We start from the raw sequence: 14514 nt of genomic DNA, 5'->3' as shown, positions 1-14514 counted from the left end.
CGACGGCTGCACATAGGCCGCATTCCACGGCTTGGGGCCGAGCGCGCGCAAGGTTGTCGCCGGATGGAAGGTGCCGGCGCCGACCTCCATGTCATAGGGCTGCAGGATCACGCAGCCGTAATCCGCCCAATAACGCTGCAGCGTCAGGATCAGTCCCTGGAACGAACGTTCCGGGCGCATATGCGCAGGCAAGGCATCCATCGTCGGGTCAGGTCTTCGCGAGAGGTCGGATCAGGCGCGCGGGACCGTATCGGCGAGGACCTCAGGAATCAAGGCAATGGGCAATTACCCTGGCCGGTAAGCGCCGGTGGTGGGGTCCCGCCGCAGCGTCGGAATTTCGCTCGATCGGGCGGTTTCGACGGCCTTGGCCAAGCGGGCTTCCTCCAATTCCTGGCTCACCCGGAGCGCAGTCCGGTAAGCCCAGCGAACCACAGCCAGCCCTCCAAGGGCGCCAGCGAATGCGACAAGCGGCGGCATCGGTCGATCCTCGTCCATTGGTCACGCCCCTGGGTGCCATTCTCGCTCAAGCTTGCTCATCCGGCAATCCGATAGGCCGGGGCGAAATGGCGCGGTAACACCGATCAAAACCCGAATTTCGCCCAAATTGCGCGGGTCTCAAAGGCTGAAATGGCCTCTTCCGGAAGGCTGGATGCGCTCTCCCATGCGGCCAGAACTCCCGGCGACCGGCGCCCGAGCAGGCTGGACAGCATGCCGCTCGCCGGTGCGATCAGCGGCGTTTGCACCTTGTCTCCATAACGGGCGCGCAACGTCGAACGTAGATCGCCGATGGCGTCCGCCAGGCCAAGCGATACGGAGGTCTCTCCAGCCCAGTATTCGCCGGTGAAGAGCAGATCATCGCCCCCTTTGAGTCGCGTGCCCCGGCTTTGTTTCACGAGCGCAATGAAGATCGTATGGATCTCGCGCTGGAGCGCTTTGAGCCGGGCCACGTCGTCCGGATTTTCAGGAAGGAACGGATCGAGCATCGCCTTGTGGGTGCCCGCCGTGTAGAGCCGCCGCTCGACGCCCAGCTTCTTGATCAATTCCTGAAAGCCGAACGAGCCACCAACCACGCCGATTGATCCGAGAATCGACGAGGGGTCGCAGAAGATTTCGTCACCGGCACACGCGATCATATAGCCGCCGGAGGCCGCGACATCTTCCACGAACACCAGAACGGGAAGCTTCTTTTCTTCGGCGAGCTGGCGGATACGCAAATAGATCTGCCGCGACTGCACCGGAGAGCCGCCGGGCGAGTTGATCAGCAGTGCTACCGCTTTCGCATTCTTGACGGCAAAAGCGCGTTCGAGCATCCGCGCAACACCGGCAAGCGACATTCCCGGCCGCAACGGCGTCACCGCCCCGATCACGCCGGACAAACGGACCACGGGGACGACCGCCCTGCCCGGCCGCAGCCGCGCTGGAATCCAGCTCATCCATTTTTCGATTGAGACTGGCCACTGCCGACCTTCGCTGGACCGTTCCGCCATACCAATACCTCAAAATTAACCGTTTCTTATCACGGGGCTGTCATTGAACCGAAGAAACACCCTTGTAGTTCGAACGTATCGTCGAGGCGACCGGTCAAGCCATCACGACACAGCGGGGCACGCCATGAAAATCTATTTGCTGATGACGCTGTTCGGTATCCTTTTCACGGCGATTCATTTCACTTCGACGCCGAAACAAGGCTCGAAGCCGATTTCGCAATAATCTTCCGGCCGACGCTCCAACCGCATCACGGCATTGCCAGCGGCAATGGCCCTTCGCCCGCCAGAACAGCTCTCGCATCGAGCGAGGGACAACCGGCCTCGTCGTTCAGCACGAGCCCGGCACGCAGGCAGGTTGGCCCCCGCCCACCCTTGGTAGCCCGAACCAGCACGCGGATCGCCGGCGACGCTGCGTCGGCATGAACCGGCAAAAGCATCAGACTGCCAAAGCCGCGACCGAGCGCCGCCAGAACATCGGCAATACCATCCGCGCGCCAGATCAGTACCAGGTTGCCGCCTGATTTGAGAATTCGCCTGGCGGCATGAATCCACCCCTCCAGTGTTTCCGCAGCCGCCACATGGGCCATCGCCCGCGCGATGTCCGGAGAGGCCCGGTGCCGCGAGACATCGTTGAACGGCGGGTTCATCAGTACGACGTCCACGCTATCGGGAAGCAGGCCCGCGGCCGCGAATTTCTCGGCCGTCGAGGTGACGTCAAGCACGAGAACCTCGGCCGCAATCGCATTGGCGATGGCGTTGACGCGCGCCAGCTCGATAAGCCCCTGATCGATCTCAACCAGAACCGGCTCGATCCCGGCGACACGTTTGGCGACCGCAAGACCCGCAGCCCCCACGCCGGCGCCGAAGTCAACCACGCGATCGCCCGGCCGAGCCGGCGTGGCGGCGGCAAGCAGCATCGCGTCGTGGCCGGCGCGATGGCCCGATTTCGGCTGGCGCAGGCGCAACTTGCCGCCGAGAAAGGCGTCCTCCGTGACCTCGCTGATCTGCTCAATCATCGGCCCGCAACTCGTGCGCCAGCCCGGCATCACGGAGAATCTGGCGGGCCTGGTTATTATCTTCCTCGTGGACGAGGATCCGGCGCGGCAAAACGCCAAGCGAGCCCTCGATGATGCTCATATTCTGGTCAAGCACGAGGTGATGAATATTCGCGCCATCGAGCAGCGCACCGATCGCCGAAACCAGCACGATGTCGTTGGTCCGAACCAATTCCCGCACCTTGCTTTCTCCTTTATTCCCGCTACCTGACAACATGTTGTTGCCGCGCCAACTGGCTCTTTCTATGCTTATATCCGAGGATATGGCCGGTTAGGCAAATCTGGAGATTAGTGTGGCGGTTATTGTTCCCTTCGAAAGCCCCTCTGACGCTTCCATCGAGAGGCTCGTCGAGTTGGTGGCCGCCGACATGGCGCGGGTGAACGCGACCATCCTGTCGCGAACCGGCTCGGAAGTCACCATGATCCCGGAGGTCGCAAACCACCTGATTTCATCGGGCGGCAAAAGGCTTCGCCCGATGCTGACGCTGGCGATGGCCAGTCTGACGGGCTATTCCGGCGACGGCCATATCAAGCTCGCGGCGTCCGTCGAGTTCATGCATACCGCAACGCTGTTGCACGATGACGTGGTGGACGAGAGCGAATTGCGGCGCGGCAAGCTGTCGGCCCGCATGCTGTGGGGCAATGAGGCGAGCGTCCTGGTCGGCGACTTTCTGCTTGGCCAGGCCTTCCGGATGATGGTCGAGGTCGGCTCGCTGCGCGCGCTCGACATCCTGTCGTCGGCTGCGGCCACCATCGCCGAGGGCGAGGTGATGCAATTGGCGGCGGCAAAGAACACCGCTACCACCGAGGACGAATACCTTGCCGTCATCCGTGGCAAAACCGCCGAATTGTTCGCAGCCGCCTGCGAAGTTGGCCCCGTCATCGCCAACCGGCCGAAGGAAGAGCAAACCGCCTGCCGCTCGGTCGGCATGAATCTCGGAATCGCATTCCAGCTCGTCGACGACGTGCTCGACTATGGCGGCAAGTCGGCCAAGCTCGGCAAGAATGTCGGCGACGATTTCCGCGAAGGCAAGATTACGCTGCCGGTGGTTCTGGCATTCCGCCGCGGCAATGACGTCGAGCGCGAATTCTGGCGCAAGGCGCTGGAGCGCGGCGAGATCAGCGACGGCGATCTCGATCATGCCGTAGGGCTGATGACCAAGCACCGCGCGCTTGAGGACACCATCAACCGAGCGCAGCATTACGGCGCGATGGCGGTCGACGCGCTGGCGCTGTTTCCGGCTTCTCCGATGAAGACGGCGCTTGAGCAGGTCGTCGCATTCTGCCTGGCGCGAACGCACTAAGGCCGCTGGTTCAACGCACCACTAGCTCAAGGTGCCCGCGTGCACCCACCATTGCGGGTAAGCGAGCTGGATTTTTCCAGCTGCGGCGTCGGCTGCGGCCGCATCATCGAAAATCGCAAGACACGTCGCCCCGGATCCCGACATCCGCACCAGCCGCGCCTTGCCGGCCTCTTCAAGTGCTGACAGCACCTCGCCGATCACGGGCTGAATTCGGATTGCCGGTTCTTCGAGATCGTTGGTCTCGGAGGCAAACGCCTCGATCCAGTCGCTGGACTGCGCGCCGTCTTCGGGCCAGACGATGGCCTGGATGACGTCGGTGACCCCGACCAGCAATTCGCCGTTACGCAAACCCAGTGCCCTGAACACATCCTTGGTCGCCACCGCAACGCGCGGATTGACCAGCACGCAGGCAAGCTTCGGCAGCTTTAGCGGCAAGAGCTTTTCGCCGACCCCCGTCATGACGCAGGCGCGCGACGCCAGGCAGACCGGAACGTCGGCGCCGGTCAAACGTGCAACTTCAATCAGGCGCGCATCATCCGCCGCCAGGCCATTGGCCCGTGCGAGCAACCGCAGCGCAGCCGCGGCATCCGCCGAACCGCCGCCGATCCCGGCCGCAACAGGCAAAACCTTGTGGAGCGTGAAAGCGCCGGTCTTCAAGCCCGGCACACGCTCGCCGAGCAACCGCGCCGCCTTGAGCACCAAATTGTCGGCAACTTCGCCGCAGGCTTCCGCAAGCGGCCCCGTGGTCGCAAGCTGCAGTTCTGCACCGGGGACGAAGCTAAGGCGGTCCGCGCAATCGGCAAAAGCCACGACGCTTTCCAGATCGTGGTAGCCGTCGACACGGCGCCCCACCACTCGAAGGGTCAGATTGACCTTGGCACGCCCGTCTTCGACAAGTTCGCTTGCGGAGGATTTGGCAGCTGCATCGGTTGTTCCACCCGAAGTCATAGCGAATGCGAATCCAATTAAACCGTGGGCAAACGATCGCGAAAACCGCGTATCAAATATTCAAGTAGCAGGGAATACCGGGCGTAGCGCCAAGGCCGCGACCGGCCCCGGCGCGCTTGTTGGCCTAACCGCCCTTGTCATCCTCTTTTTTCTTGTCGGCGGACGCCGCTGAGGACGTATCGTCGGGCAGGCCATGCTCGATCTTTGCCTCGATCTTCGGCAGGTCTTCCGGCTCCGGCTTCAGGTCGCGGGCATGCGCCCACTGGAATTTGGCTTCCAGCGTGCGGCCGACGCGCCAGTAGGCATCGCCGAGGTGATCGTTGATGGTGGGATCTTCGGGCTTGAGGTCGATCGCCCGCTCCAGGTTCTTCACCGCATCTTCGTAGTTGCCGATGCGGTAATAGGCCCAGCCCAGCGAGTCCACGATATACCCGTCATCGGGGCGCTGATCGACGGCACGCTTGATCATCTTCATGCCTTCGTCGAGATTGATGCCCTGATCGATCCAGGAATAGCCGAGATAATTGAGCACGTGCGGCTGCTCGGGTTGCAGCTCAAGCGCCTTGCGCATGTCGGCTTCCGCCTTGTTCCACTGCTTGTCGCGCTCCTCGCAGATACCCCGGTAGTAGTAGTAAACCCAGGCATTCTTGTCGGTTTCCTTCGGAAGGATATCGATGCCATGCGAGTACGTCGTACTACAGTCGGCAAATTTCTTGCGGCCGCGCTCGATGTTGCCGAGCGCCATGATGGCCTCGATATCCTTCGGATCGTCCGTCGTGACGCCCTTCAAGATCTTGATCGCGTCGTCGGTGCGGTCGGCTGCATCGAGATCGATGGCCAGCTGGATTTGCGCGTTGCGCTTGAGTGGCGAGCTTGACGGCACGCGCTCATAGATCTTGATCGCCATCGCCGGCTTCTTCACCGATTCATAGAGATCGGCCAGCGACAACAATGCCAGCGGATGGTTCGGCACCAGATAGAGCGCGAGCTGCAAGTACACGAGCGCGAGGTCCTCGCCGCCGCGGCGGGTCAACGTCGACCCGATACCGTAGAGCGCCTCGGCGGCGCCGGCCTGCGGCGAATCCGCGATCGGCGGCAGCTTCTTGCCGGCTTCGAGCTCATGCTTCGCTTCCTGCACCAGCGGATGCCGCGGCAACTTCTTGTCGAAGGCTTCATAGATCGCCTTCGCAGAAGCCGCGTCCTTGTTGCGCGATAGCCAGCGCGCATAGTCGTCCGAGACGCGCAGCATCGAGTCTTCAAGCTTGTAGGCCCGCTCGAGCCTCACACCGGCATCTTTTTCCTTGCCCGCCAGCTCGAGGATCATTCCGGAATGCAGATCCTTGAAGATCGGATACCACTCCGGGCCGGCGAGCTTGTCGATGTTGGCGACCGCCACCTTAACGTCGCCGGCGCCGTAAGCGGCCCAGCTCGACAACAACGTGGCGACGAGGTCGGTAATCGGCCCACGGACCGACTGGTTGATATTGGATTGCGCGCTTGTGTATTTCTTTAGCTTGAGATCGCGCACGCCGATCACCAGCCGCGCGACGCGATTGGTCTTGTCGACTCCCAGAATACGGTCCGCGAGCCTGACGGCTTCATCGATGTCGCCATCCGCAAGCGAGGAAATAAACGCGCGATCCAAAAGCTCATTGTTTTTCGGATCGCTACGGAGCGCCGACCGGTAGAAGGTCGCGGCCGACGCAGCATCCCGCTCGACGCTGGCGTGACGGGCGGCAAGATAGCTGCCGGGGGTCGTCAACATCTTCAGATCGTGAGCAGAAGGAAAGAGCGCGGAGTTGTCGGTAGGATGCTCAGGCGTCTGGGCGGCCACGGATACGGGCAGCGCCAGGAAGGCGATAGCGGCAATCGCCGAGCGATTGAATTTGATGGAAAGCATCACGGTTCGCCTTGGCTCCAGGATTTACGGCAGGATCGTTTGACAATCTCGAATGCAAGACTAATGCCCCAGTTCTGACATTCGTATCATATCGCGGCGGGTTCGTTTACGAATGTCAGAACTAAAGGGGCACCAGCAAATACAAGTTCTGGTGTGGTTTCGGATTTGACATTTGCTTGAAATCCCGCAGCGACACCGAAGCGAACGTCAAATCCACTATACTAGCCGGCGCATCAAGTCGTGCGACAATGCCGCTTTTGGCGGCTAACCGCAAGGATACGGGATGGCAAATCGATTGGCAGAACTATCCCAGTCATGCCGCAGCGCCTCAAAAGGCTTTCAGTATGGCAGCATCGTGGCCGCAGGCCCTGCGCGGTCACGCAATCGTGGTCACATTGCCTCGTAATTGGGCCCACCACCGCCCTCCGGTGGAACCCACGTGATATTGCCGTTCGGGTCCTTGATGTCACAGGTTTTGCAGTGGACGCAATTCTGGGCATTGATCACGAATCGCGGGCCCGAGGTCTCCTCCACCCACTCGTAGACGCCGGCCGGGCAATAACGGTTGGACGGGCCGGCGTAGACATCGTGCTCGGACGTCTTCTGCAGATTCATGTCGGCGACCTTGAGGTGAACCGGCTGGTCCTCCTCGTGATTGGTATTCGACAGAAAGACTGAAGACAGCCGGTCGAAGGTCAGCTTGCCGTCCGGCTTTGGCGCGGCAATCGGCGCGTGAACCTTCGCCGGATCGAGTGTCTTGCGGTCGGGCTTGGCGTGCGACTGGGTGCCGAACAGCGAGACGCCGAACAGCGTGTTGCACCACATGTCGAAGATCCCGAGTCCGGCGCCGAAGAAGGTACCGAACTTCGACAATAGCGGCTTGGCGTTGCGTACGGGGTAAAGGTCCTTACCTATTGCCGACGAACGCCAGGCGTTTTCGTACTCGACAAGCTCGTCATTCCTACGCCCTGCGTCGAGCGCGGCGCGGACGTGTTCGGCCGCAAGCATACCGCTGCCCATCGCATTGTGCACGCCCTTGATGCGCGGTACGTTCACAAAACCTGCCGCGCAGCCGATCAGAGCGCCACCGGGGAAGCTCAGACGCGGCACTGACTGATAACCACCTTCGGTGATTGCGCGCGCGCCATAGGCAAGCCGCTTGCCGCCTTCCAGAACGGAGCGAACGGCCGGGTGCATCTTGACGCGCTGGAACTCGTCGAAGGGCGATAGATACGGATCGTCATAGTTCAGGTGAACCACAAAACCGATCGACACGAGGTTCTCGTCATAATGATAGAAGAACAGGCCGCCACCAGTGTCGTTCTTCAGAGGCCAGCCAACCGCGTGCTGAACCAGGCCTTTCTGATGCTTAGCCGGATCGATCTGCCAGACCTCCTTCAGCCCTATACCGAATTTCGGTGGCTGGCTGTTGGCGTCGAGCGCGAACTTCGCGATCAGTTGCTTGGTCAGACTGCCGCGCGCGCCCTCGGCAAAGAGTGTGTATTTGCCGCAGAGTTCCATGCCGCGAGTGAATGAAGCCTTATGCGAGCCATCCTTCGCAATCCCCATGTCGCCGGTCGCGACACCGCGCACCGCATCCTTGTCGTCATAGAGAACTTCGACCGCTGCGAAGCCCGGATAGATTTCAACGCCGAGCGCTTCGGCCTTGGCCGCGAGCCAGCGGCAAAGCCGGCCGAGCGAGCCGATGTAACAATGGTGGTTGTTCATCAGTGGCGGCATGATGAAGTTCGGCAGCTTGATCGCGTTCGTCTCGGTGAACCAGAAGAAGCAATCGTCCTTGACCCGTGTCTTGAGCGGACAATCGGCATCCTCGCGCCAGTCGGGCAAGAGCTTGTCGAGCGCTACGGGGTCGATCACCGCGCCTGACAAAATGTGTGCGCCGACTTCCGACCCCTTCTCGACCACCACCACCGAGAGTTCGGGGTTGAGTTGCTTCAGCCGGATGGCTGCGCCCAGCCCGGACGGCCCGGCGCCGACGATCACGACATCGAATTCCATGGATTCACGCGGCGGCAATTCTTCGGTGCTCATGGTCTGATCTCAGGCTCGGTAAAAATGCGTCGTTGGGATGTTTGTTTCCGATTTTCACGGCAAGAACAACCATGGAAATGCCGCCTAGTGCCTGCTTTCCGAAGTTCGCACTCCGCCTCGGCAACACCTTTTGCGAACCTCGGAAAGCCATAGGCACTAGCAAGTCAATGATTCTAGTACCGCTTATCGACCTGAAGTCCCTGGGGAGAACTTGCCGCTCGCGGTGCAGGGACTTCAGATCGGCGGTCTGGGGGCGTTCCGTTGCAGCGCAATCCGGCCTAGAGTTCTGATCGGTAATTCATGTCGATCGCAAGCGCGCGTTCGCCATGCGGAATTGGTCACTAAAACCATACGAGATCAATAAGTTGACGCCTGAGCCTGCCCCCACCCTCTCCCAATTGCTGGCCTTCTATTTGGAGGCGGGGGTCGACTGCGCGCTTTCCGAAGAACCGGTCGACAGGCTCTCCGATTCCGGGCGAGACGAAGCCCTCAAGGCGCCCTCCGGTGCCGGCGAGACAATCGCGGCTCGATTGATCAAACCCGCGCCAACGCCCGTCACGCCCGCGGCCGATCCGTTGCTGGCACCCGACGCCGCGATTGCGACGGCACGGGAGGCGGCCCGCTCCGCAGGCTCGCTCGAAATCCTGCGCGAAATGCTGGAAAAGTTCGACGGCTGTGCGTTGAAGTCCACGGCCACGCGTTTGGTATTTGCCGACGGCAACCCGAAGGCCCGCATCATGTTTGTCGGCGAGGCGCCGGGGCGCGACGAAGACATCGAAGGCCTGCCCTTCGTCGGACGTTCGGGAAAACTGCTCGACCGGATGATCGCCGCGATCGGACTCGACCGCACCAGGGTATATATCGCCAATGTCATTCCGTGGCGTCCGCCTGGCAACCGGACGCCAACGCCGCAGGAAACGCTGATCTGCCTGCCATTCATCCAGCGCCAGATCGAACTGGTCGACCCGGAGATTCTGGTGACGCTGGGCAACCCTTCGACACAGACGTTGCTGTCGACACGCGAGGGAATCATGAAAACGCGCGGCCGCTGGCTCAACTACGACACCGGAACTCGCGTGATCCGCGCGATGGCAACGTTCCATCCGGCGTATCTGTTGCGCTCGCCGTCCTACAAACGGCTGTCTTGGCAAGACCTCCGCGCTATCTCCAAGGCGCTGGCGCAGATCACGTCGTAACGGCTACGACCCCTTCGGCCGCACGATGGCCCAGCCGACCCGCAACAACGGCTGCCGACCGTTCACCAGCCGATCGAAGACCTGCGGCACTTCCGGCACAAGCCCGGGAAACAGCCGCGCGATATCGGGCGGAGGCGTGCCGTCCGTATTGGAGGCGCGCCAAACCACGACGCCGCCGGTTCGATTGAACTTATCCAGATTGAGCCATGGCGTTCGTTCCGGCATAGCTGTGAGAAAAAGATGCGGACGCGCCGGACTTAAGCTTATCAACGTTGCAAGCTGTGCATCGCCGCTCACCGCCGACAGACGGTGGTTGGTTCGCCGCTCAAAACTGTCGTCGAAAAACTTTCCGATGGCTGCTGCCGGCAACGATGTCGTCACCTCGCCACCCATGGTCCAGGGAACAAAGAGCGACGCCACGACGACCGCGAGCGCCGGCGCAAGAATGACGGCGGCCCAGACCGTGCGTAACGTCCGCTGGCGTCGCAGTTGAATGAGGTCGCCGCACGCCACGATGGCCGCCAGCCCCGACAGCAAGAGTGCAATACCCGCCCCACCCACGACGCGATCCAGACCATACAGGCCAGATATCAGGCAGCCGAACAACGCAGGCGCGAACGCAAAGAAGTAGACGAAATCACGCGCCACCGGATCGACCGCGGGCCGGAAAATGACAGGGGCTTCTTCCCGGGTACGATCGAACCAGCTGGAATTGAACGCCGACACGACCGCGATGCCCAACGCAGCCAGCAGCAGACCGCCTAGCAGATCGACCCCGTGAATCGCACGGCCGGTCAAGTCGGCAATCGACGGCAAATGCGGCAAGACGGGTGCGCCGGCGCGGATCAACCAGATCAGATACGGCAGCACCAAAACGGCGATGACCAGAACTGCAAACAACGCGTCGAACGAAATCAGGATGCGCCGGCCACGCGAAGTTGCGAGCGCAAACCCGACGACGAATGCCAATAGTGCGATTGCGGACGAGATCGTCAACAACAGGAGACCGGCTTCGATGGACCACGCGAACCAGGCGTTACGCCGGTTCTGGCCGATCAATTGCCAGGAATGGAGCAAGAGCAGCGCCCAGAGCGGCCTCGCCAGCACCAAGGGTCCGAATTCGAGACCGGGCGCGCTGAACGCAAACACCGTCATGGTCAGGAGGACCGCGAGCACAGCTTGCTGCCCGCCCACCGTGGCGCGCGCCAAGACATACAATGTCCAGAACGTGGCAATCGAACAGAGCTGTGCCAACAGATAGACGCCGAACACGTGATTGCCCGCGGCGCGAAACGCGATGTCGGCCAGCCAGAAGGCGAGCGGCGGACCAAGATCGGTTCCAACCCGATATTCGCGGCCAAGCGCGAGCACGGTGGCAAGATCTCCGGGTGGGCTACGGTATAGAATCAGCGATACCAGCAGCCACAAGATCGCCTGCAATACCACCACAAGCCACACGACCAGCCTCGGCCGGGCGCGGATCAATTCAATAACAAGAGAGGTGAAGCGCATGTGGCGGCCGGATTGCCTTTAATGAAGCTGACCAGTGTCCCGATCCCGAAGTGCTCACCTGGTCGAGGCATGGTCATAAAGTGCGTCAAGCGCCGGGGCAACTCTTCTCAGACTGCCGCAGAAACCGCAGGCTCTGCCACAATTTCGAACAGGTCGGCCTTGCGCTCGATCGTCCACGGCTGGTGCTTTTCCCGCGCGGTAACGACGGGCGCAAAGAAGCGGCGGTGGTGAACAGAGGGACCCAGGCGGTCAAGCGCCGCAAGATGCTCCGGCACGCTGTAGCCCTTGTGGGACTCAAAGCCATAGCCGGGGCATTCCTCGGCCAGCGCACACATCAGACGATCCCGCGTCACCTTGGCGATGATGGATGCGGCTGCGATCGACACGACGATCCCGTCGCCGCCGATTACAGCGTCACAGTCACAGCAGGTGTTGAGCCGATCGCGGCCATCGACAAAGACGTGTTTCGGCGCTACCGCCAAACCTTCGACCGCGCGCTTGAGCGCCCATAACGAGGCGCGCAGGATATTGTCGCGATCGATCCGCGCCGGCGAGGCGAAGGCGACCGAAAACGACGAGGTCGCGCAGATCTCCTCGAACAGTTCCTCGCGGCGTTCTGCCGTCAGCCGCTTGGAATCGTCGATGCCTTTGGGAATCCGCTTTGGGTCGAGCACGACGGCAGCCGCGACCACAGGCCCCGCCAGCGGGCCACGTCCGGCTTCATCGCAGCCTGCAACCGGCCACACGCCTTGCTTGATCAACGCGCGTTCACGGCGAAAGCTCGGCGGCCCAACCGCGATCACGCCCTTCGGCAGCTTCTCTTTGGTTTTGCCGGACTTGTCTCGAATCATGCCGGGATCGTGCGCAAGCGCCGGCTACCGCACAACCGAAAAATCAACCTATGCCCGCTGTTCTCTGGCAGCGGCGTCACTCTTCGGCCTCCATGCAAAAGACACTTCGGTTTGCGCGTCCGGGTTCCGTTATATCTTTCAGGTAGCTCATCGCGACTTTTTGGGGGCATGAATGGATGGCCTATTTTTCGGGCCGGCCAAGCCGAGCAATCGCCCGCTACCAAGCTGTTCGAACCCGAACGCAAGTTGGGCTTGGCTAATCCCGACGGCAATGTCCCTACCCCAGGCCTGACGAGCAAGCAAGAAGCCGATTTCAAAATCGTCTACCCCGAGCGCCGTGCAGGGAAACAGCCCGGCGAAACCAATAATTTCGGCCGTGGACTTCTCGATCAAAATGGCTATTCCCGTAAGATTGTGACCGAAAGTGAAAAACTTTCGCACCACCTCACCGGCTCGCTCGAGCGTCATCAGCACGCCCTGAAAGACATAGCGCATCACCTCGCTATCGCCCAGGACTCGCTCCCACACATCACCGCGATGTCTGGTTCGGTAGCGGTGCGCAAAATCAGCCGCGGCGTCGTCAAAATAACGCGCGGTTGTTTTTCGAAGACCGGTGCTGGTCCGTTATCCATCGGGCCGCGATACTACAATTCACCTATTCCGAGAAGCGCTACTAGAAAAGACTGAGCTGCTCTCCGCGGCGTTTTGGCCGCGCGAAATGGTCCGTCGTCAGCTTTGACCGGCGTTTGTTGAGCCCGAGTTTTTCGCAGGCAATTTCGAACCGCCGCCCGATCATCCAGGCCATAGGACCCGTGCCTTTCATTCGCGTACCCCATTGCGAATCGTAGTCGCGCCCGCCGCGCATGTCGCGGATCAGGGTGAAGACGTGGCGATAGCGATCCGGATAGTTCGCCATCAGCCATTCGCGAAAGAGATCGCGTACCTCAAGCGGCAGGCGCAACAAGACATAGCTTGCTTCCTTGACGCCGGCATGGGCCGCCGCATCGAGAATGCGCTCGATTTCGCTGTCGTTCAGCGCGGGAATGACCGGGGCGACCATGACGGTGGTCGGAATTCCAGCGTCCGACAATCGGCGCAGCGCCTCCAGTCGCCGCGGCGGCGTCGAGGCGCGCGGCTCCATCGTACGGGCAAGCTGCGGATCGAGCGTCGTCACCGAAATCGCCACCTTGGCGAGATTGCGCTTGGCCATCCGCGCCAGGATGTCGATATCACGGACGACCAGCGCCGATTTCGTGACGATGCCGACCGGGTGCGAGGCACGATCCAGCACTTCGAGAATCCCGCGCATGATCTTGTGGTCGCGCTCGATCGGCTGATACGGATCGGTGTTGGTGCCGATCGCGATCATGCGCGGCTCGTAATTCTCCGCCGCTAGCTCCTTTTCCAGAAGCTGCGGCGCATCGGGCTTGGCCAGCAGCTTCGTTTCGAAATCGAGCCCCGGCGACAGACCGAGATAGGCATGCGTCGGGCGCGCGAAACAATAGACGCAGCCATGCTCGCATCCCCGGTAGGGATTGATGGAGCGGTCGAAGCCGATATCGGGGGAATCGTTGCGCGCGATGACCTTGCGCGAGGTATCCAGCGTCACCGTCGTCTTGAACGGCGGAAGCTCTTCAAGGCTCTGCCAGCCGTCGTCGAACGCGATCCGTGCTTCGGCCTCGTAGCGGCCACTGGTGTTGGATTGCGCGCCCCGGCCACGCCGTCGTCCGCGTTCGATAGCGACCGCAAGCTCCGGAAAGGCAGAGGGCGCACCCGCCGGTTCGGAGGGCGCCGTTACCGGCGGGTGCTTGAGCGCATGTGAGGATGCTCGGCTCATGGTCAGAACATAACAGCTAATAAGAACAAATCAAGAACAAGATCGCTTGACCCACAAGATGACGACCGAAAACCAATCGGAAGAACCGTCCGTCCCGCCCTGCCGCGAACGCCGCAAAGCGCCGAGCCGATTTGAAGCTGAACTGAATATGACAAGGTGATAACGGTTCTGACGGTTTCCACCGTTGAGATCATGCTGAGCGTCATTATTCCGACAGAGGGTGCAGAACATCCGACCGTCGCCACGTTGGCTCCGCTGGTGCCGGGCGCGGCGAGCGGCGTAGTGCGCGAAGTGCTGCTGGTCGATCGCGGCGGCGGCGGCGTGATCGAGCGGGTGGCCGATGTCGCGGGATGCCGCTATCTTGCCTTCGAG

General features: G+C 61.5%; 14 protein-coding genes and 1 pseudogene. 3 read left to right on the top strand and 12 right to left on the bottom strand.

Translation table 11 applies throughout. The annotated features are described in order from the left end of the window. The 5 genes from WB528_RS08570 to WB528_RS08550 form a co-directional block, all read right to left on the bottom strand. On the bottom strand, positions 1-201 hold a 201-nt coding region (locus WB528_RS08570; protein WP_423887989.1), incomplete at its 3' end, for a glycine--tRNA ligase subunit alpha. 84 nt (positions 202-285) lie between these two features. Then, positions 286-477 carry a hypothetical protein gene (locus WB528_RS08565; protein WP_423887990.1) on the bottom strand — a complete coding sequence of 64 codons (192 nt, stop codon included), beginning with the start codon at positions 475-477 and terminating at the stop codon, positions 286-288. Positions 478-581: 104 nt separating this feature from the next. Continuing rightward, positions 582-1433, bottom strand: coding sequence for a S49 family peptidase (locus tag WB528_RS08560; protein ID WP_423887988.1), 852 nt, complete (start codon positions 1431-1433; stop codon positions 582-584). A gap of 302 nt (positions 1434-1735) precedes the next feature. Beyond that, the gene (locus WB528_RS08555) at positions 1736-2503 is read right to left on the bottom strand and encodes a tRNA1(Val) (adenine(37)-N6)-methyltransferase (RefSeq protein WP_423887987.1); all 768 of its coding nucleotides are present in this window, start codon (positions 2501-2503) and stop codon (positions 1736-1738) included. After that, the gene (locus WB528_RS08550; RefSeq protein ID WP_423887986.1) at positions 2496-2723 is read right to left on the bottom strand and encodes a DUF2007 domain-containing protein; all 228 of its coding nucleotides are present in this window, start codon (positions 2721-2723) and stop codon (positions 2496-2498) included. Before WB528_RS08550 ends, WB528_RS08555 begins: the two co-directional genes overlap by 8 nt. A gap of 112 nt (positions 2724-2835) precedes the next feature. On the opposite strand from WB528_RS08550, the gene WB528_RS08545 reads away from it, so the two are divergent. Continuing rightward, positions 2836-3846: a polyprenyl synthetase family protein gene (locus WB528_RS08545; RefSeq protein ID WP_423887985.1), complete on the top strand. Its 1011-nt coding sequence runs from the start codon at positions 2836-2838 to the stop codon at positions 3844-3846. A gap of 21 nt (positions 3847-3867) precedes the next feature. Here WB528_RS08545 and WB528_RS08540 read toward each other — a convergent pair whose 3' ends face one another. From WB528_RS08540 to WB528_RS08530, 3 genes are all read right to left on the bottom strand, one after another. Next, the gene (locus WB528_RS08540) at positions 3868-4794 is read right to left on the bottom strand and encodes a 4-(cytidine 5'-diphospho)-2-C-methyl-D-erythritol kinase (protein ID WP_423887984.1); all 927 of its coding nucleotides are present in this window, start codon (positions 4792-4794) and stop codon (positions 3868-3870) included. 124 nt (positions 4795-4918) lie between these two features. Continuing rightward, positions 4919-6694, bottom strand: a complete 1776-nt coding sequence (locus WB528_RS08535; protein ID WP_423887983.1) for a tetratricopeptide repeat protein — start codon at positions 6692-6694, stop codon at positions 4919-4921. Between the two features lie 390 nt (positions 6695-7084). Then, the gene (locus tag WB528_RS08530; RefSeq protein WP_423887982.1) at positions 7085-8746 is read right to left on the bottom strand and encodes an electron transfer flavoprotein-ubiquinone oxidoreductase; all 1662 of its coding nucleotides are present in this window, start codon (positions 8744-8746) and stop codon (positions 7085-7087) included. Positions 8747-9111: 365 nt separating this feature from the next. Here WB528_RS08530 and WB528_RS08525 point away from each other — a divergent pair, with 365 nt between their 5' ends. Next, positions 9112-9942, top strand: coding sequence for a uracil-DNA glycosylase (locus WB528_RS08525; RefSeq protein WP_423887981.1), 831 nt, complete (start codon positions 9112-9114; stop codon positions 9940-9942). A 3-nt stretch (positions 9943-9945) separates the two neighbouring features. On the opposite strand, the gene WB528_RS08520 is transcribed toward WB528_RS08525, so the two are convergent. The 4 genes from WB528_RS08520 to WB528_RS08505 all read right to left on the bottom strand — a co-directional run bounded on the left by WB528_RS08520 (position 9946) and on the right by WB528_RS08505 (position 14142). Further along, positions 9946-11454, bottom strand: coding sequence for a glycosyltransferase family 39 protein (locus WB528_RS08520; RefSeq protein ID WP_423887980.1), 1509 nt, complete (start codon positions 11452-11454; stop codon positions 9946-9948). Positions 11455-11561: 107 nt separating this feature from the next. After that, positions 11562-12305, bottom strand: coding sequence for a ribonuclease HII (locus tag WB528_RS08515; protein WP_423887979.1), 744 nt, complete (start codon positions 12303-12305; stop codon positions 11562-11564). A gap of 147 nt (positions 12306-12452) precedes the next feature. After that, positions 12453-12800 (bottom strand): GNAT family N-acetyltransferase, encoded by a 348-nt coding sequence (locus WB528_RS08510; RefSeq protein WP_423887977.1) that lies wholly within the window; start codon positions 12798-12800, stop codon positions 12453-12455. Between the two features lie 178 nt (positions 12801-12978). Beyond that, positions 12979-14142, bottom strand: coding sequence for a PA0069 family radical SAM protein (locus WB528_RS08505; RefSeq protein ID WP_423887976.1), 1164 nt, complete (start codon positions 14140-14142; stop codon positions 12979-12981). Positions 14143-14334: 192 nt separating this feature from the next. Here WB528_RS08505 and WB528_RS08500 point away from each other — a divergent pair. Then, positions 14335-14514 (top strand): annotated as a pseudogene (locus tag WB528_RS08500) (glycosyl transferase); the annotation flags it as partial.

This window comes from Bradyrhizobium sp. (genome assembly GCF_049586575.1).
Taxonomy (GTDB): Bacteria; Pseudomonadota; Alphaproteobacteria; order Rhizobiales; family Xanthobacteraceae; genus Bradyrhizobium.
Note: the sequence above shows the minus strand (reverse complement) of the source record. Positions and strands in the feature narration are given on the sequence as shown.

Excerpts from the sequence above, each read along its gene's own strand:
- WB528_RS08505 (WP_423887976.1), bottom strand. The coding sequence starts at position 14,142 with ATGAGCCGAGCATCCTCACATGCGCTCAAGCACCCGCCGGTAACGGCG.
- WB528_RS08530 (WP_423887982.1), bottom strand. The coding sequence starts at position 8,746 with ATGAGCACCGAAGAATTGCCGCCGCGTGAATCCATGGAATTCGATGTC.
- WB528_RS08540 (WP_423887984.1), bottom strand. The coding sequence starts at position 4,794 with ATGACTTCGGGTGGAACAACCGATGCAGCTGCCAAATCCTCCGCAAGC.
- WB528_RS08535 (WP_423887983.1), bottom strand. The coding sequence starts at position 6,694 with ATGCTTTCCATCAAATTCAATCGCTCGGCGATTGCCGCTATCGCCTTC.
- WB528_RS08560 (WP_423887988.1), bottom strand. The coding sequence starts at position 1,433 with ATGAGCTGGATTCCAGCGCGGCTGCGGCCGGGCAGGGCGGTCGTCCCC.
- WB528_RS08510 (WP_423887977.1), bottom strand. The coding sequence starts at position 12,800 with ATGCGCTATGTCTTTCAGGGCGTGCTGATGACGCTCGAGCGAGCCGGT.
- WB528_RS08515 (WP_423887979.1), bottom strand. The coding sequence starts at position 12,305 with ATGATTCGAGACAAGTCCGGCAAAACCAAAGAGAAGCTGCCGAAGGGC.
- WB528_RS08565 (WP_423887990.1), bottom strand. The coding sequence starts at position 477 with ATGCCGCCGCTTGTCGCATTCGCTGGCGCCCTTGGAGGGCTGGCTGTG.
- WB528_RS08555 (WP_423887987.1), bottom strand. The coding sequence starts at position 2,503 with ATGATTGAGCAGATCAGCGAGGTCACGGAGGACGCCTTTCTCGGCGGC.
- WB528_RS08520 (WP_423887980.1), bottom strand. The coding sequence starts at position 11,454 with ATGCGCTTCACCTCTCTTGTTATTGAATTGATCCGCGCCCGGCCGAGG.